Origin of the sequence: Robertmurraya beringensis, from assembly GCF_042433785.1 — a bacterium.
GTDB lineage: Bacteria > Bacillota > Bacilli > Bacillales > Cytobacillaceae > Robertmurraya_A > Robertmurraya_A beringensis.
The window spans coordinates 25,569-42,758 of sequence record NZ_JBHLUU010000032.1 but is presented as its reverse complement, the minus strand read 5'-3'; the positions used below and the strand labels follow the sequence as shown (position 1 = coordinate 42,758).

The following is a 17,190-nucleotide window of genomic DNA, read 5'->3' as shown; positions in this document are numbered from 1 at the left end:
AGAAATTGTAAAGGTATTAAATTGGAAATAACCCTGTGGTGAGTTTGCAATCGTTTTTATTTAGGGGAGGGAAATCAATGAAACAATTTATTTGGTCATTATTTATAAACTCCATTTCTTCATCATCAATTATCCATAATAAGATAAGGGTTTTAATATATAGATTGTTTGGAATTAGCATTATAAATAGTCAGATATATTCTGGTCAATTTATCTGTAGGAGTAATTTGAAAATCGGTAATGGATCCTTTATAAATCATAATTGTTTTTTCGAAAATACAATGGCTCCCATTGAAATAGGAAATAACTGTAGCATTGCTATGGAGGTTATGTTTTGCACTGCTACCCACGATTCAGGACATGCAAGTAAAAGAGCTGGTCGTCCTATTGGAAAACCAATTAAGGTAGGGGATGGTTGTTGGATTGGTGCTCGTGCAACAATTTTACCAGGTGTTACCATTGGTAGTGGATGTGTAATAGCTGCAGGTTCAGTTGTTAATAAAGATTGTGAACCAAATGGAATATATGCGGGTGTGCCAGCTAAAAGAATTAAAAATTTGTAAGAAGTAAGTCTTACAAAATGAATATTTATCAATTTTTATATAAAAAATAATTAGATAAAGGATGGTCTAAATGTATAAGATAGCAGTAGCTGGAACAGGCTATGTTGGTTTAGTAGCTGGCGTATGTTTTGCTGAAGTCGGCCATCAAGTAACTTGTGTTGATATAGATAATCAAAAAGTCGAATCAATGAAATCAGGCGTATCTCCAATTTATGAGGCTGATTTGGAAGAGTTAATGAGAAAGAATTATGCTGCTGGAAGAATTAATTATACGACTGATTACCAATCTGCCTACAAGGATGCAGATGCAATATTTATTGGTGTAGGTACCCCAGAACAGCCAGATGGTTCCGCGAATCTTTCGTATATTGCAACTGTTGCAAGGCAAATTGCTGAATCTGTAGAAAAGGACTGTCTTGTTGTTGTGAAATCTACTGTTCCAGTTGGAACGAATGATAAAGTGGAACAGTTTATTCAGGACTTTTTAGTCAAAGATGTGAAAGTAGAAGTAGCATCAAACCCTGAGTTCTTAGCGCAAGGATCTGCCGTTCATGATACTCTTCATGCTGAGAGAATCATTATTGGAACAGAAAGTAAATGGGCTGAGGAATTATTAACAAAAATTTATGAACCGTTTCACTTACCGATTGTTTCAGTGAATAGAAGATCTGCTGAGATGATCAAATATGCTTCAAATGACTTCCTTGCCCTTAAAATTTCTTATATGAATGATATTGCAAATCTATGTGAACTTGTTGGAGCGGATATTCAAGATGTAGCAAAAGGGATGAGTTTTGATGAACGTATTGGAAGTAAGTTTTTAAATGCAGGGATTGGCTTTGGTGGATCATGCTTTCCTAAGGATACAAAAGCGCTTGAGTATATTGCTAAACAGAACGGATATGAGCTTAAAACAGTTAAAGCTGCTATTGATGTAAACAAAGAACAAAAAACAATGCTTTATAAGAAAGCTAGTAAAAGACTTATTACATTTAACGGTCTTAAGGTTGCGGTGTTAGGATTAACTTTTAAGCCTGGAACGGACGATTTAAGAGAGGCAGCATCTCTTGAGAATGTGCCTTTATTATTAGAACAAGGTGCCGATATCTATGCTTATGATCCTGTGGGAGCAGAGAATTTTGCCAAAGTTCATCCAGAAGGTAAAAATGGCAAAGGTAGTATCACGTATGTTGCCAATATCGAGCATGCATTAGAAGGTGCTAATGTCTGCTTTATCTTTACTGAATGGGGAGAAGTAAAAGCATTAACACCTGAAACGTACAAGAAATTAATGAGAACTCCATTAGTATATGACGGAAGAAATATCTACCGTGTTGAAGAAATGCAGGAGGCTCGAGTAGAGTACCACTCAATCGGAAGAAAGCCAGCAACTAGAGAAGCTTTAAAGGAGTCGAAGAATCTTGAATTACAAAACTCTTGATCCTAGTAAAACATACCTAATCACTGGAGCAGCTGGTTTTATCGGATACTTCTTATCTAGAAAACTACTGGAACAGGGTTGCCGGGTGATTGGTATTGATAATGTCAATGACTACTATGATGTGAATCTTAAACATACTCGTTTAGGGAATTTGGAACCTTATAAGAATTTTACTTTTATTAAAGGTGACATATCAGACAAGGATTTGATAATGAAGACCTTTGAAGAGTTCAAGCCTAACGTTGTAGTAAACCTAGCGGCTCAAGCAGGAGTAAGATATTCAATCGAGAATCCGGATGTTTATATTCAAAGTAATATCATTGGCTTTTATAATATCCTTGAGGCGTGTAGATATAATCCAGTGGACCATCTTGTATATGCATCTTCTAGTTCTGTTTATGGGGCTAATAAAAAGGTTCCATTTGAGGAAACAGATTTTGTAGATAACCCAGTATCACTTTATGCATCTACAAAGAAATCAAATGAATTAATGGCACATACGTATAGCCACCTTTATAAAATTCCAGCTACAGGGCTTCGGTTCTTTACTGTTTATGGCCCTATGGGTAGACCAGATATGGCCTATTATGGATTTGCAAATAAGTATTTTGCTGGTGAACCAATTAAGATATTTAATAATGGTGATTTTGAGAATGATCTTTACCGGGACTTTACTTATATAGATGATATTGTTGAAGGAATCGAACGATTATTAAGTAATCCACCGGAAGGTGAAGTTCAACATAAAGTCTTTAACATTGGAAACAATAGCCCAGAAAAATTGATGGTGTTTATTGAAACATTAGAACAGGCCTTAAGTAAAGCGCTAGGCAAAGAAGTACAATTTGAAAAGGTCTTTGAACCTATTAAGCCGGGTGATGTGCCAGCTACTTATGCTTCGACGGATCAATTGCAGAAAGCCGTAGACTTTAAGCCGGAGACTTCGATTGAAGAAGGGCTTCAGAAATTTGCCGATTGGTATGTAGATTATTATAATTTGAAGGACTAATTACAATTACCCGCTGGGCCAAAAGTGGCTCGGCGGGCTTATTTGTCGTACTTTTTATCTTTTCCGACCACAAAGAAGAGGATCATGCACTTCATAACATAATCCTCCATTCCATATTCAATCCTTCCTATATTTGCACAGCATTTCTTCTTTTAATATTTTTCCCCACTCAAGATCAATAAGCATTACATATAAATTAGCTCGAAGAGATAATGGTAGTCTCCTCATGATATAATTAAAATCCTTTTCATCATTAACAACTATAGTAAATTTATCAGTTTCAAGTAATTCAAATGTAGCAATCCGCCCATAAAGGTGAAATGGGTGGAATGAAGGGTGGTTCCGGCCTGGAATACTTGGTCTAAAATCTAAATACCATCTTTTATATTCATTGTGCTCTATGTTAAGTACCATATCAGGGAATCTAAATCTTTCCTCAGTCTTTTCTACACTCCATTTAAATGGCCTCTCAAATAAATCAGCCAATATAACCTGTAGGAATTTTCTCTCTAACTCTTCCATTTGCTCTCTAAAGTTCATCGGAGAGTATTTCTCTACTCCGCCATTTCTATTTTCATCCGATTCATCTTTTCTAGCTAAATGCCCAGCAGCAACCATAAGATCTTGATATGTAACTTCATTATGTGCTTTTGCTGCAAATTTTGATATTGTTTCCGGAGTGGGAGGTGAAGCGATCATTTGTCTAAGAAACCTGGAGATGTGAGCGGCACTTACACCTGTTTCATTAGCGAAATTATTTATGGATCTTTCACCTTTCGCCCGGTCAAGAAGATTGGCAAACTCCTCTTTATTGAATTGTTCCTCACTATCCATTATAATTCACCTCATCCTATCTTATGTTCTTATTATATTTTATCCATTAAGTACAGTCAATAGACAACAAAAATAATTTCAATAATTATGTTGTGTAAATTTTTGTAGCGTGATATAATAATTTCAAAATTAGTTGTTGGAAAAATCATCTGGTACATTGTTTATTTTGCTCGCATATTTTTTTGCTACATCTATTGACTGTAAACAATACATAAAGTGAAGTTCTAACAATATTAAATTCAGTTCAATTACATGATATTAAAAGGGGATGGAATCAATGGCTACAGTAGTAAAATGCCCGGTTTGTAAGAAAAGGTTAATGGACATGCTTTCGGCAAAGGAGGCGGAAGTACAAGTAAAATGTCCCAAATGCAGAAAAGTGATTAATGTATCATTTTTAAATAATGAGGTTCACGGGGAAGCGGTGTAATTTAGCTTTGATATTTGTTGCTAATTGACAACTGTTTACAATTCTCACTGTACAGAACATGTGTTCCTATGTAAAATATAATTAAGGATTACTTTTCATTTAAATGGCTTCAGCATAGTTGGGAGGAAAACAAATGATAAAAGAAGCTAGCATTACACGAGTTGAATGTCCTGCCTGTGGTTACAGGTTGTTTGATAAAGGGGTTCAAGCGTGTGGTCCCGTACAAACGAAGTGCACTAGATGTAAGCGGGTTTGGGAAGTTGAACTCGCGACAAATGAATTTAAACAAGTCAGCAGAAAACCAAAAGCGAGACGAAAAGGAGATAGTGCCTCACCATGAGTTGCAAATCAGATCTACCTTAGGGTCCGGATAAATCAGTGGAGTATAACTGATATATCTGGGCCTTTTTTATTTATATAAAAAGTTCATATCACGATGATACCGAGCGAGGAATCGACTGCATTACCCAGGCCGGATGATCGATATTTTGAGAAAAAATGATCATCTAGCAAGTGAATGCACATTGAATCAAAAATAATCGGTACCGAGCAATGGAGTCGTGGTGTGAACTACCTATAAGCCGGACATGGATCGCCCTGCAAATAATGCAGTTGGGTGTTCTGTGTCCGGCTTATTTTTTTGTCTCTTTTCCTCCTTGCCGGGCCATAGGAGGAAAAGAGAATGACTGAGTTTTATATTAAAATCGGCAAGGAGCAGGTCTGTGTTAATGAGGAGGTCTACAAGGAGTATTACAAAATGAAAAGAAGAGAGCGGTACCTGGAAGAGGATATTAAAGTTGGACGGATAGCTGTTGATCTTGAAGCAGAAACAGTTGATTTTGTACCGAGCAAAGAAGATTCAATCAATCGTTTGATTGAACTGGGTGCTGATTTTGAAGATGACCTAATGATAGAAGATATTCTTTGTGACAAGGCAACTCTATTAATCTTGCAGGAAGCGATGGCTGAACTGAATGAAAAGGAACAAGCGCTCATACAGGCTCTTTACTATAAAGAATTAACAGTAAGAGAGGTAGCGAAGGAAGAAAACATCTCTCATGTAGCTGTGGTTAAGCGGCATAAAAAGGTGTTGGACAAGCTTAAAAAATATTTTTTGTAATTTTGGTTACCAAACGATCCTTCCCATTGGCTAATAAGTGAAGGGCCATATCTAAAACGAGGAGGTGACTGATGATGACAACACAAGTAAAGCAAAAAGGTGTCAATAAAGATATGCAGGAAGAGATGGTTGGAGTCCTTACGGCTATCAGCATTGTATCGAAAAGACTAGCCAATCGACTGAGTCAGCTTGATGTACAAAATGAAAAGAAGGGAGAAAAAGCACATGAGCAAAATTAAACTTGCACTTGATGTAGTAACAGACTTAAGAAATCTAGCAGGAAGTATTGAAACCTTGGTGTTTGCATTAGAGAGTAATCAAACGGACTCCGCTGCCCCTGTTGAGAAACAGGAAGCGGAGGAAATCAAGGAACCGAAGAAATCTACACAGCCTCAAAAAGCTAAGCTTCCAACATTGGAAGATGTCAGGGCAAAACTTGCAGCACTTTCTCAAGATGGAAAACAGTTACAAGTGAAAGAGCTAATTACTAGTTTTGGGGCTAAGAAATTAAGTGACATCCCAGCTGAAAAGTATCCGGAGCTTTTAGAAGAAGCGGGGAAACTTTAATGAGGAAAGCTATGAATCATTCAGAAAGAGCGCATGCGAGTTTAAGTGCTTCTGGTGCGAGTCGCTGGTTAGCTTGTCCACCAAGTGTTCGGTTGTCAGAACAGTACGAAGAAACGACAAGCGTCTTTGCCAAAGAAGGTACATTCATGCATGAGCTGTCAGAACTCTATTTGTCTCATGAACTAAAAAACATAACAAAAGCTCAGTTGAACAAAAAGCTGAAGCAGATGAAACAAAATGAATTTTATAACTCAGAAATTGAACAAGCTGTAAAAACCTATGTAGATGTTGTTACTGAAAAGATGAACGAGGCTAGGGCATCTAGCAAGGATCCGCTCATCCTTATTGAGGAAAGGGTAGATTTTAGTCCCTATGTTCCAGATGGATTCGGAACCGGGGACGTAATACTGATTTATGGTGATAGATTAGAAGTTATTGATCTTAAGGGTGGGAAAGGTGTCAAGGTTTCAGCAGTTGAAAACCCACAAATGCGACTGTACGCTTTGGGTGCATTAAACAACTTTGGTGTACTCTATGATACTCAGAAAATACTGATGACCATTGTGCAGCCAAGGTTAGATAATATCTCCACTGATGAAATGCAGGTCGAAGAACTATTGGAATGGGCAGAGAATGAGGTCAAGCCCAAAGCGGAGTTAGCTTTTAAGGGTGAAGGTGACTTCATGGCTGGCGAGCATTGCCGCTTTTGTAAGGTGAAAGCGACTTGTAGAGCGAGAGCAGAAGAAAATCTGAAACTTGCTTGTATGGATTTTCAGAAACCTCCCTTACTGACAGATGATGAAGTAGTAGAAGTATTAACTTCCATTGATCAGCTGCTGAGCTGGGCAAAAGATGTACAAGAATATGCATTTGCTATGGCGATGAATGAAAACAAGCAATGGCCAGGGATGAAACTGGTTGAGGGCAGAGGTAGCCGTAAATATAGTGATGAAAATGCTGTGGTTGAAGCACTCACTGCTGCTGGATATGACGGAGATGTGATTTATAAGAAATCACTCAATACTATTACGACACTTGAAAAGGAACTTGGTAAAAAGGCGTTTCAAGAGTTGCTTGGTTCTCTTATTACAAAAGCGCCAGGCAAGATAAAGCTCGTGCCTGAAGAGGAAAAGCGACCAGAAATAAAAGCTTCACCTGAAGCAGATTTTCAATAATGAGGAGGAACTAAATAATGATAAAGATCACAATTGGAACAAAGGAAAATCCAGTACGGTTCAGTTATGCAAATGTACATCAAGCAGTCAGCGTTAATGGAAGTGACCTGAAGTATTCAGTAAGTATTATTATCCCAAAATCGGACAAGAAAACTATCAAAAAGGTTAAAGATGCGATTCAAAAAGCAACTCAAGAAAACAAGGATAAATTCGGTGGCAAGGTACCTTCAAATTTGAAGACGCCCCTGCGGGACGGTGATGTGGATCGTGAAGATGATGAGGCTTATGCGGATTCCTACTTCATTAATGCCAACAGCAAGATTAAACCAGGAATTGTCGATGCGGATTTAAATCCAATCATGGACCAAAGCGAATTTTACTCCGGTTGCTATGGACGAGTTAGTTTGACCTTTTATGGGTTTAACGTAAACGGAAATCGTGGGGTTGCTGCCGGACTTCAAAACATTATGAAGACAGATGATGGAGATCCACTTGGTGGCCGTAGCAGTGCTGAAGCTGATTTTGGCGATGACAGTGACGATGAAGAAGATGACATCTTAGGTTGATGTCAATGAAACTCTTATCCATTGATATAGAAACTTACAGTAGTGTAGACCTCATTAAATCTGGGGTCTATGCCTATTGTGAGTCATCTGATTTTGAAATTCTTCTTTTTGCTTATGCTGTTGATGATGAAGAGGTACAGGTTGTTGACTTAGCTTCAGGTGAGAAGATACCGACTGACGTTTTAGAAGCCATTACGGATCCAGCCGTGATAAAGACAGCTTACAATGCCAATTTTGAAAGAACTTGTTTAGCCAAACACTTTAATAAGCCGATGCCGCCGGATCAATGGCGGTGTTCGTCGGTTCATGCATTAATGCTTGGGTTGCCCGGATATCTTGATGGTGTGGCCAAATGCCTCAAGTTGAAAGAACAGAAACTGAAGGAAGGGAAATCCTTAATTCGCTATTTTTCGGTTCCATGTAAACCTACAAAAGTGAATGAGGGAAGGAGCCGTAATTTACCAGAACATGACTTGGATAAGTGGGTAACCTTTAAGGATTACTGCAAACAGGACGTAGAGGTCGAGAGACAAATCCGAAAGAAGCTAGAGGCCTTCCCCATCACGAAAGTCGAACAGAAACTTTGGGAATTGGATCAGAAAATAAACGATGAAGGTGTTCTCATCGATAAAGGCTTAGTCATTAATGCCATTCAAGCAGATAAGGCATTTCAGGATAAGCTCTTTGAGGAAGCTGTGCGCCTAACAGGGCTAGAGAATCCAAATAGCCCAGCGCAGTTAAAAGGCTGGTTGCTTAAGCAAGGGATAGAAGTAGATAGTCTGGCAAAGAAAAATGTAGAAGCACTGATGGGTGAAGTGGAAAATCAGGAAGTAAAGCGGCTGTTGGAATTAAGACAGGCAATGTCAAAAACATCAGTGAAAAAGTATGAAGCAATGGATCGGTCTATCTGTCCTGACCAAAGAATTAGGGGTTTGTTGCAATTCTACGGGGCAAACCGTACAGGCCGCTGGGCGGGTAGACTTGTTCAAATTCATAACCTGCCAAGAAACAGTTTAATAGATTTACAGATTGCAAGAGATCTTTTGAAGTCAGGGAACTATGAAGCTTTGGAACTTCTTTTTGATAGTGTGTCGGACGTATTATCTCAATTAATTCGAACGGCGTTTATTCCTTCACAGGGCAACCGTTTTATTGTAGCTGACTTTTCAGCGATTGAAGCAAGAGTAATTGCTTGGCTTGGGGGAGAGCGTTGGCGAATGGACGTGTTCCAATCTCATGGGAAGATTTATGAAGCTTCTGCTGCACAAATGTTCAAGGTACCAATTGAAACGATTGATAAGGGTAGTCCGCTAAGGCAGAAAGGAAAAATTGCTGAACTGGCTCTTGGTTATGGCGGTTCTAAAGGGGCGTTGATGCAGATGGGGGCTTTAGAAATGGGGTTGACCGAGGATGAACTTCCGGAGTTAGTTTCCGCTTGGCGAGAGGCTAATCCGAATATCGTGAAACTTTGGTGGGGAATCGAAGCGGCAGCTATCAAAGCAGTGAAAGAAAAAGCGGTGGTGAAAATGCAGTATGGACTTACCTTTCATTACACCAAAGGTATTCTATTTATTACACTGCCATCTGGTCGGTCCCTCGCTTATGTTAGACCAAGAATCGGGATAGACGAGCGTTTTGGAAAAGAGCAACTTACGTATGAAGGAACGGAACAAGGCTCTAAGCAATGGGGAAGGATTCCTACTTATGGTGGGAAGTTGACGGAGAATATTATTCAGGCCATTGCTAGGGATTGTCTTGCTGTTGCCATGCTGCGGTTGGATGAAGTGGGGTATCGCATTAACTTTCATGTTCATGATGAAGTCATCCTTGATGTTCCTATCGGAACCGGGTCAATGGAAGAGGTAGAAAACATAATGGGCCAATCAATTAATTGGGCACCTGGTCTACCTCTTGGGGCGGATAGCTTTGAAACCTTCTATTACAAGAAAGATTAACATTCGGATAGGAGCGATGGCGATTGGCTGACATGGATACAGTGAAATTACTAATGTACCTGAAACGATACAAAGATATACTACCAAAACAAACAATGAAAACATTGAAAGGTCAGGCTCTTTCCGGTGATTTGGAAGGAGCCAAAAAGGGCCTGGGTACTGTGTTACGAAGGAGGGCTGGTAGATGTGAAAGAGCTCAGTGAAAGAAGAAGCCATAGTATAAAACATGATGCAAATCTTACGATCGCAACCGGAAGAAACAGAAAAGAACTGAACTGGAAAAATCGGGATATGCTCTGGTCTGAGGTAGTTCAGAAATTAAACAATACGGTTAGAACACACGAAACATATGAGGAATATAAAAAGCTTTCCAAATCAAAACAGGATGAAATTAAGGATGTAGGTGGCTTTGTCGGTGGAACGCTGAAGGGTGGCAGAAGAAAGCATGACAGTGTGGTTTGGCGGCAGATTGTTTCCCTTGATGCTGACTTTGTGAAAGGGGACTTATGGGCATCTGTTGAGACCATGTTTGGTTACGGGTGCGCCATGTATTCTACTCATAAACACCATCCGAAGAATCCAAGGTTAAGACTAGTCATTCCTTTATCCAGACCTGTTACTGCCGATGAATACGTACCGATTGCCAGAAGGATTGCCGCTGACCTAGGAATTGATTTTTTCGATGATACCACCTATCAAGTGCACCGACTGATGTATTGGCCATCGACTTCATCTGATGGAGAGTTTGTGTTTAAAGTACTGGACGAGCCGTGGATTGATCCAGATACTGTTTTGGCGAGATATCCAGATTGGAGAGATTCCTCTTATTGGCCCGAAAGCTCGAGAACTGTTCACGAGCGAAAGAAGCTCGCTGATAAGCAAGGTGATCCTAAATCCAAAGAAGGTGTGGTCGGTGCTTTTTGCCGGACTTACACTGTCACCGATGTGATTGAGAAATATTTAAGCGATATTTACGTTCCTTGTGAGGATTCAAACCGATATACGTATTCAGCTGGTTCCACTGCTGGTGGATTGGTGATATACGAAGATGGTGACTTTGCCTACTCTCACCATTCTACTGACCCTATTGGTGGAAGGCTTTGTAACGCATTTGATTTAGTTCGAATGCATTTATTTGGTGAGCTTGATGAAACGGTGAAAGAAGGAACTCCTATTAATCGCTTGCCTTCCTATAAAGCCATGTTAGAGGAAGCTTTAAAGGACAAGCAGGTCAAACTGACACTCGGTAAAGAACAGTTAAGCCTTGCTGCTGATGATTTTGAAGATGAAGACATGGAATGGCTAACGGAGTTAACAAGGGATCAAAAAGGGAACATCGTCTCCAGTGCACCGAATGTCATCCTCATTCTTGAAAATGACCCAGCTTTAAAAGACCGAATCGCATTGAATGACTTCGTCCACCGGGTGGTCATAAAAGATGATTTGCCTTGGCGGGGTGTCGAACGGGGTGAATATTGGTCCGATAGCGATGATGCCAGTTTACGAAATTACCTTTACTCTATTTACGGCATTAAAGGAGCGGGTGTTATTGCGGATGCTTGGAGTGAAGTGGCGGTGAAGTATGCCTTTCATCCGATTAAGGACTATTTAGACGGACTCGTTTGGGATGAAAAGGAGCGGATTGAAACCTTACTGGTAGATTATCTTGGTGCTGATGATAATGAGTGCGTCCGAACATTTACTCGAAAAATTATGCTTGCAGCAGTGACAAGGGTTTATAGACCGGGTGCCAAGTTTGATTACTGTGTGGTACTTGTTGGCCCTCAAGGTGTGGGGAAAAGTTACATTATTAAGCTTATAGGTAAGGAATGGCACTCGGATTCCTTGATTACTGTGAAGGGCAAAGAAGCCTATGAACAGCTTCAGGGTGCATGGATTTTAGAAATGGCCGAGCTGACGGCAACAAAGAAAGCAGATACGGAAGCAGTAAAGCATTTTATTTCTAAGTCCGAGGATACCTTTAGAGTTGCTTATGGCAGACATAATGAAACGTTTAAACGGCAGTGCGTGTTTTTTGGGACAACCAATGATTATGATTTTTTAAATGATCCTACCGGGAACCGCCGCTTTTTACCCATAACAGTTAATGGTGGCGGTAGGAAAAACATGTGGGATGATTTAACGGAAGAGGAAGTGGACCAGATTTGGGCGGAGGCAAAGGTGCTGTATGAAAAGGGAGAGACCTTGGCTTTGAGTAAAGAAATTGAAGAAAAAGCTTATGAACTTCAGACCGCTCATACTCAGGAAAATCCAATTGCTGAGAGCATTAGAAAGTATTTAGAAACTGCGGTTCCGTTGAATTGGTATGAACTAGATATTGGTACTAGAAGAACCTATTTGCATATGGATCAGGGTGAAAGCCAGCCAGAAAAAACAATGAAGTTAAATAAGGTGTGTGCTCAAATGGTGTGGGAAGAGCTATTTCAAAAAGATATATCCATTATGACCAGATATGATGCCAAAGAAATTAATATGATTATTCAGCATACACCGGGCTGGAAAAGAGTGAGCTCTGTTCGTTTTGATAATAGTTATGGAACACAAAGAGGATTTAGAAGAGAGGATTTGTAAACAGGTAAACTTTAAAAAACATTTATTGTTTACACCTCAAGCCCTTACTACATCTTACTTATATACTTTGTAAACATGATAAACATAACTATCTATATAAAGAAGAAATAGAGAATAACATATATAGCTTATATAGCCTAATAGCCATATATGTGTAGGTTAACTGTTTTTATGTTTACTTGTTTACGAGAAAGCTGAAAGCCTTATGAATACTGGGATTTAGCTGTAAACATTTATTTTAGGGGTGATCGATAGATGAATGAAGCGAGTATAGAAAAAAGGCTAAAAATGAAAGTGAAGCAAGAAGGCGGATTGGCTTTGAAACTTGTATCCCCTGGTTTTGCAGGGGTGCCAGATCGGTTGGTACTCTTTAACGGTTCAAAGATTGCTTTTGTGGAATTAAAGGCACCGGCTAAGAAGCTACGAGCATTACAACGAAAAAGGAAAAAGCAGCTGGAAGCATTAGGTTTTAAAGTTTTTAAGATTGGTAGCTATGAGGCGGTCGATCGAATGCTGGAGGAGATGAACCCTTGAAATATAAACCGTATCATTACCAGGCTTATGCTACCCAGTGGATTATTGATAAAAAGAAATCAGCTCTCTTCCTCGAAATGGGAATGGGGAAATCGATAGCAACTCTAACCGCCATTTTGGAACTAATGTATGACTACTTTGATGTGGCGAAGGTTTTGGTCATTGCACCGCTTCGGGTAGCCAGTACAACTTGGGAGGAAGAAGTGGAAAAGTGGGATCATCTGAAAGGGCTCCGAATTTCCAAAGTGCTCGGCAGTGAAAAGCAAAGGGTTGCTGCTTTATATAGAAAAGCTGACATCTACATCATCAATCGTGAAAACGTAACATGGCTTGTAGAACGATTTGATTCGGACTGGCCATTTGACATGGTAGTCATTGATGAGTTGTCCAGCTTTAAATCTTCGAAGGCCCAACGGTTTAAAGCTTTAAAAAAGGTGAGGCCGTTTATTAAAAGAATAGTCGGTTTAACTGGAACACCTGCACCGAATGGTTTAATCGATTTGTGGCCACAGATTTATTTACTAGATGGTGGAGAACGACTGGGTAAAACAGTCACAGGATATCGTGAGAAATATTTCTTACCGGATAAACGAAACCAAATGATTGTCTATACTTGGAAATTAAAAGAGGGAGCGGAAGACGCAATACATGAAAGGCTTTCTGATATTTGTGTGAGTATGAAGGCCAAGGATTACCTCGAGCTGCCGGACAGAATCAATAATGTGATTTCGGTGGAACTTCCTATGAAGACGAAGGAGCAGTATGACCGATTAGAAAAAGAACTAATTTTATCAATCGAAGAAGCAGATGTCTTGGCTGGTTCCGCTGCCGTCCTTGCTAATAAATTATTACAAATGGCAAATGGTGCTGTTTACGATGAAAACGGAGAAGTGAAACCAATTCATGATGAAAAGTTAAAAGCGTTGGATGAATTGATTGAAACAGCTAACGGAAAACCGGTTCTTGTGTTTTATGGTTATCAGCATGATAAGGACAGGATTTTACAGCATTTAAAGAAACTAAAACCGAGGATCCTTCAAACAGATCAAGATATCAAGGATTGGAATCAAGGGAAGGTTCAAGTTATGTTAGCCCACCCAGCATCAGCTGGTCATGGGCTGAACCTTCAAACAGGTGGGAACATTATCATTTGGTTTGGTTTAACTTGGAGCCTCGAACTCTACCAACAAGCCAATGCAAGACTATGGCGGCAGGGGCAAAAACAAACAGTAGTCATTCATCACATTATTGCAAAGGATACGATTGATGAGCGAGTGATGAAAGCATTGGAAGATAAAGATGTGAGTCAAGCTGCACTGATTGAAGCAGTCAAGGCAAGGATGAACCAATACAAAGAAGGTTTGCCACATGGATTGTAAAGAGGGAGGAATCGCCGGTGAATGCAAAAGAGTATTTATCCCAAGCTTTTCAGCTTGATCAAAGAATAAACAGTAAACTAGAACAGGTTTCGATGTTACGAGACCTTGCTTTAAAAACAACATCCGTCCTTCAGGATGATAAAGTACAAAATACAAAACAACAATCACCGATGGAGAGTGCTCTCGTTAAGTTAATGTGCCTTGAAGAGGAAATCAATGACGACATTGATCAATTGATTGATTTAAAACGTGAGTTGGCAACCTTTGTATCTGAAATTGAGAATCACTCGTACCGATTACTACTTGAGCTTCGTTATCTTAGTGGTAGCACTTGGGAAGAAGTCGCTGCCATCATGGGGTATGATGTACGGTGGGTCTATCGGTTGCATCGAAAGGCATTGAAAGAAGCAACGGAACGATTAGAAAGTAGCCCGGTGGAATGCATATGAAAAAGAAGATTATTCACAACACCCTTGAAGGATCCAGTTTCTTTAAGGGTTTTTGTTTGGATTTTGAAACACGCCATGAAAAGCCATTATAAGCCACCCTCTTCCTGTGATAGAGTATAAGCTATAGAAATAGAATGATACAGCCCTTGAAGGAACTTACCTTCGGGGCTTTTTTAATAGGATTAAACGGAGTTGAGAGCAATGCCAATGAAACCAAAGAAGCCATGCAAACACAACGGTTGTCCTTTGTTAACGGACGACAAGTACTGTGAGTTTCATGCAAAGCTTCATGTAGATGATAGAGCAAACGCAACCGAGCGTGGTTATGATAACCGATGGAGGAAGGCGAGCAAGCGTTTCTTAAACGCCCACCCTCTTTGTAAACACTGTGAGCAGAAAGGGAAGCTGACTCAAGCAACGGTTGTTGACCACATCAGACCACACCGAGGAGACCAGAGACTGTTCTGGGATGAAAAGAACTGGCAGTCTTTGTGTAAGAGATGTCATGATCGTAAGACAAGAACAGAAGATCAGTATCCAATCTACACTTTTTAATGGACGGGTAGGGGAGGTCAAATCTCTACAACCTTTTATATGGCGACCGCGCGCCCCCTTCACGTGAATTTTCGCGGAATTAAACAAGGGGGGTTACTCTTGAAGGACTGAATATGAGCTTCGCCTCAATGGTGGTAAGGGTTTGGAGTACTTTTAATTTTGCGAAAAGGTACGATTGAGGAAATGATAAAAATGGCGTTCGTCCCTTGGCGGGACTGGGTTTTAACAGTTTTAATCGATAAACAAAAAATACGAACGAAACGCATGTTTTGGCTTGTTGAATAGCTGAATTATGCGTTTTTTTATTGCCCTTTCAAATACTGTTTACGCAGAAAGGAGTGGGAGCGGTGACTGAAGGCGAAAAACAACAAATCTATGCACTAAGGCTCAAAGGTGTTGGCTATAAAGCGATTGCTACAGTGTTGGGGAAATCCCGTGATACTGTGCGTATTTTTTGTAAGCATAATGGCCTTGAAGGCGACGCAAAAGTTGTTTCATTAAATGTGAAAGAACAAATGAAAAACCATGTGCTCTGCTCCTCCTGCGGTAAACTGCTTAAGCAAAAGGGTCGAGGAAGAGTTCGGAAGTTTTGTTCAGATGAATGCCGCCGTAAATGGTGGAATGAAAATCCTCAGGCACGAAAGAAAAGGGAAACCGCTACTTATAACTATACGTGTCCACAATGCGGGGGAAGTTTTAGTTGCTACGGAAATAAGAAGCGGAAGTTCTGCAGCCATGATTGTTATATCAAATATAGATTTTGGAGTGAAGAAGATGGAATTTAAAAAGCTGACCATTGATGATTTGATTCCTGCTAGTTATAACCCCAGAAAAAAGCTAAAGCCGGGGGACAGTGAATTTGAAAAGATTAAAAATAGTATTGAGCAATTTGGTTATGTAGAACCTGTCATTGTCAATCAGGATATGACGGTGATCGGTGGGCACCAAAGAATCACGGTTTTAAAGACGTTAGGGTTTACAGAAATAGACTGTGTAGTTATCGATATTGATAAGACAAAAGAAAAAGCTCTCAATATCGCTTTAAATAAAATCAGCGGGGAATGGAACAAGGAATTGTTAGCAGATCTCATTCAGGATTTGCAGTCCTTGGATTACGACGTTTCATTCACAGGTTTTGACCCACCAGAAATCGACCAGCTTTTTAATGAGGTACATGATAAAGATATAACGGAAGACGATTTTGATGTCGAAAAGGAATTAGCTGAACCAGCTATTACCCAAAAAGGTGACGTGTGGTTACTTGGTAGGCATCGTTTAGTTTGTGGGGACAGTACAGATCCAGAAGTTTATCAAGTTCTTATGAATGGCCAGAAAGCAAATCTTGTCGTAACGGACCCGCCTTACAACGTCAATTATTCTTCACAAGCAGGCAGTATCCAGAACGATAATATGAAAGATGAAGAGTTTTATAACTTCTTACTCAAAGCCTATAAGAATATGGCTGCTAGTATGGAAAAGGATGCATCCATCTATGTGTTCCATGCGGATACGGAAGGTTACAACTTTAGAAAGGCTTTCAAGGATGCAGGCTTTTACTTATCAGGTGTTTGCATCTGGGCCAAGCAGAGTCTGGTTCTTGGAAGAAGTCCATACCAATGGAAACATGAACCGATTTTATTTGGCTGGTTAAAGGATGGGAAGCATAATTGGTATGCCGATCGTAAGCAGAGTACCATTTGGAATTTCGACAGACCATCGAAGAATGCACTCCATCCAACAATGAAGCCGGTTAACTTGTGTGCCTATCCGATTCAAAACAGTAGCATGAGTAACTGCATCGTGCTGGATCCTTTTGGCGGGAGTGGCTCCACTCTCATGGCTTGTGAACAAACTAATCGAATCTGCTATACGATTGAACTAGATGAAAAATATGCAGATGCGATTGTCAAACGGTATATCGAACATGTGGGAACGGATGCGAATGTTTATCTGGAAAGAGACGGAGAGAAGCTATCGTATTCAGATGTTCCCAAACCTGTATTAGATGAAATATTATAGAC

Annotated in this window: 19 protein-coding genes; 18 read left to right on the top strand and 1 reads right to left on the bottom strand. The window is 39.9% G+C overall.

Going from position 1 to position 17,190, the window contains the following annotated elements:
* Positions 1-77: 77 nt before the first annotated feature.
* The 3 genes from ACFFHF_RS10815 (at position 78) to ACFFHF_RS10805 (ending at position 3,013) form a co-directional block, all read left to right on the top strand.
* Positions 78-563, top strand: a complete 486-nt coding sequence (locus ACFFHF_RS10815; protein ID WP_377058108.1) for an acyltransferase — start codon at positions 78-80, stop codon at positions 561-563.
* A 70-nt stretch (positions 564-633) separates the two neighbouring features.
* Positions 634-2,004 carry a UDP-glucose dehydrogenase family protein gene (locus ACFFHF_RS10810; RefSeq protein WP_377058107.1) on the top strand — a complete coding sequence of 457 codons (1,371 nt, stop codon included), beginning with the start codon at positions 634-636 and terminating at the stop codon, positions 2,002-2,004.
* Positions 1,985-3,013: a GDP-mannose 4,6-dehydratase gene (locus ACFFHF_RS10805; protein WP_377058106.1), complete on the top strand. Its 1,029-nt coding sequence runs from the start codon at positions 1,985-1,987 to the stop codon at positions 3,011-3,013. The genes ACFFHF_RS10810 and ACFFHF_RS10805 overlap by 20 nt, the downstream gene beginning before the upstream one ends.
* A gap of 117 nt (positions 3,014-3,130) precedes the next feature.
* On the opposite strand, the gene ACFFHF_RS10800 is transcribed toward ACFFHF_RS10805, so the two are convergent.
* Positions 3,131-3,847 carry a hypothetical protein gene (locus ACFFHF_RS10800; RefSeq protein ID WP_377058105.1) on the bottom strand — a complete coding sequence of 239 codons (717 nt, stop codon included), beginning with the start codon at positions 3,845-3,847 and terminating at the stop codon, positions 3,131-3,133.
* A 277-nt stretch (positions 3,848-4,124) separates the two neighbouring features.
* Between ACFFHF_RS10800 and ACFFHF_RS10795 the strand changes: the two genes are divergently transcribed.
* From ACFFHF_RS10795 to ACFFHF_RS10725, 15 genes are all read left to right on the top strand, one after another.
* Complete coding sequence (locus ACFFHF_RS10795; protein ID WP_377058104.1) at positions 4,125-4,277, top strand: hypothetical protein; 153 nt, start codon at positions 4,125-4,127, stop codon at positions 4,275-4,277.
* A 133-nt stretch (positions 4,278-4,410) separates the two neighbouring features.
* On the top strand, positions 4,411-4,617 hold the full coding sequence (locus ACFFHF_RS10790) for a hypothetical protein (RefSeq protein WP_377058103.1): 207 nt from the start codon (positions 4,411-4,413) through the stop codon (positions 4,615-4,617).
* 342 nt (positions 4,618-4,959) lie between these two features.
* Positions 4,960-5,397, top strand: a complete 438-nt coding sequence (locus ACFFHF_RS10785) for a sigma-70 family RNA polymerase sigma factor (RefSeq protein ID WP_377058102.1) — start codon at positions 4,960-4,962, stop codon at positions 5,395-5,397.
* Positions 5,398-5,468: 71 nt separating this feature from the next.
* Positions 5,469-5,636, top strand: coding sequence for a hypothetical protein (locus tag ACFFHF_RS10780; RefSeq protein ID WP_377058101.1), 168 nt, complete (start codon positions 5,469-5,471; stop codon positions 5,634-5,636).
* Positions 5,623-5,964: an rRNA biogenesis protein rrp5 gene (locus ACFFHF_RS10775; protein WP_377058100.1), complete on the top strand. Its 342-nt coding sequence runs from the start codon at positions 5,623-5,625 to the stop codon at positions 5,962-5,964. Before ACFFHF_RS10780 ends, ACFFHF_RS10775 begins: the two co-directional genes overlap by 14 nt.
* A gap of 11 nt (positions 5,965-5,975) precedes the next feature.
* Entirely contained in the window at positions 5,976-7,139 is a 1,164-nt protein-coding gene (locus tag ACFFHF_RS10770) for a DUF2800 domain-containing protein (RefSeq protein WP_377058099.1), read from the top strand.
* A gap of 17 nt (positions 7,140-7,156) precedes the next feature.
* Entirely contained in the window at positions 7,157-7,705 is a 549-nt protein-coding gene (locus ACFFHF_RS10765) for a DUF2815 family protein (RefSeq protein WP_377058098.1), read from the top strand.
* Positions 7,706-7,710: 5 nt separating this feature from the next.
* On the top strand, positions 7,711-9,660 hold the full coding sequence (locus tag ACFFHF_RS10760; RefSeq protein WP_377058097.1) for a DNA polymerase: 1,950 nt from the start codon (positions 7,711-7,713) through the stop codon (positions 9,658-9,660).
* Between the two features lie 186 nt (positions 9,661-9,846).
* A complete protein-coding gene (locus tag ACFFHF_RS10755) occupies positions 9,847-12,252 on the top strand; it encodes a virulence-associated E family protein (protein ID WP_377058096.1) in 2,406 nt (801 codons plus the stop codon).
* Positions 12,253-12,507: 255 nt separating this feature from the next.
* Entirely contained in the window at positions 12,508-12,786 is a 279-nt protein-coding gene (locus tag ACFFHF_RS10750; protein WP_377058095.1) for a PDDEXK family nuclease, read from the top strand.
* Positions 12,783-14,165 carry a DEAD/DEAH box helicase gene (locus tag ACFFHF_RS10745; protein WP_377058094.1) on the top strand — a complete coding sequence of 461 codons (1,383 nt, stop codon included), beginning with the start codon at positions 12,783-12,785 and terminating at the stop codon, positions 14,163-14,165. The genes ACFFHF_RS10750 and ACFFHF_RS10745 overlap by 4 nt, the downstream gene beginning before the upstream one ends.
* A gap of 17 nt (positions 14,166-14,182) precedes the next feature.
* A complete protein-coding gene (locus ACFFHF_RS10740) occupies positions 14,183-14,614 on the top strand; it encodes a DUF1492 domain-containing protein (RefSeq protein WP_277673328.1) in 432 nt (143 codons plus the stop codon).
* A gap of 201 nt (positions 14,615-14,815) precedes the next feature.
* On the top strand, positions 14,816-15,169 hold the full coding sequence (locus ACFFHF_RS10735; RefSeq protein ID WP_377058093.1) for an HNH endonuclease: 354 nt from the start codon (positions 14,816-14,818) through the stop codon (positions 15,167-15,169).
* 347 nt (positions 15,170-15,516) lie between these two features.
* Positions 15,517-15,954 (top strand): RNA polymerase subunit sigma-70, encoded by a 438-nt coding sequence (locus ACFFHF_RS10730; RefSeq protein WP_377058092.1) that lies wholly within the window; start codon positions 15,517-15,519, stop codon positions 15,952-15,954.
* Positions 15,944-17,188, top strand: a complete 1,245-nt coding sequence (locus ACFFHF_RS10725; protein ID WP_377058091.1) for a site-specific DNA-methyltransferase — start codon at positions 15,944-15,946, stop codon at positions 17,186-17,188. The genes ACFFHF_RS10730 and ACFFHF_RS10725 overlap by 11 nt, the downstream gene beginning before the upstream one ends.
* Positions 17,189-17,190 lie beyond the last annotated feature (2 nt).

Coding starts and splice junctions, on each gene's coding strand:
- ACFFHF_RS10790 (WP_377058103.1), top strand. CDS start 4,411: ATGATAAAAGAAGCTAGCATTACACGAGTTGAATGTCCTGCCTGTGGT.
- ACFFHF_RS10735 (WP_377058093.1), top strand. CDS start 14,816: ATGCCAATGAAACCAAAGAAGCCATGCAAACACAACGGTTGTCCTTTG.
- ACFFHF_RS10760 (WP_377058097.1), top strand. CDS start 7,711: ATGAAACTCTTATCCATTGATATAGAAACTTACAGTAGTGTAGACCTC.
- ACFFHF_RS10725 (WP_377058091.1), top strand. CDS start 15,944: ATGGAATTTAAAAAGCTGACCATTGATGATTTGATTCCTGCTAGTTAT.
- ACFFHF_RS10780 (WP_377058101.1), top strand. CDS start 5,469: ATGATGACAACACAAGTAAAGCAAAAAGGTGTCAATAAAGATATGCAG.
- ACFFHF_RS10770 (WP_377058099.1), top strand. CDS start 5,976: ATGAATCATTCAGAAAGAGCGCATGCGAGTTTAAGTGCTTCTGGTGCG.
- ACFFHF_RS10765 (WP_377058098.1), top strand. CDS start 7,157: ATGATAAAGATCACAATTGGAACAAAGGAAAATCCAGTACGGTTCAGT.
- ACFFHF_RS10815 (WP_377058108.1), top strand. CDS start 78: ATGAAACAATTTATTTGGTCATTATTTATAAACTCCATTTCTTCATCA.
- ACFFHF_RS10800 (WP_377058105.1), bottom strand. CDS start 3,847: ATGGATAGTGAGGAACAATTCAATAAAGAGGAGTTTGCCAATCTTCTT.
- ACFFHF_RS10775 (WP_377058100.1), top strand. CDS start 5,623: ATGAGCAAAATTAAACTTGCACTTGATGTAGTAACAGACTTAAGAAAT.
- ACFFHF_RS10810 (WP_377058107.1), top strand. CDS start 634: ATGTATAAGATAGCAGTAGCTGGAACAGGCTATGTTGGTTTAGTAGCT.
- ACFFHF_RS10750 (WP_377058095.1), top strand. CDS start 12,508: ATGAATGAAGCGAGTATAGAAAAAAGGCTAAAAATGAAAGTGAAGCAA.
- ACFFHF_RS10785 (WP_377058102.1), top strand. CDS start 4,960: ATGACTGAGTTTTATATTAAAATCGGCAAGGAGCAGGTCTGTGTTAAT.
- ACFFHF_RS10795 (WP_377058104.1), top strand. CDS start 4,125: ATGGCTACAGTAGTAAAATGCCCGGTTTGTAAGAAAAGGTTAATGGAC.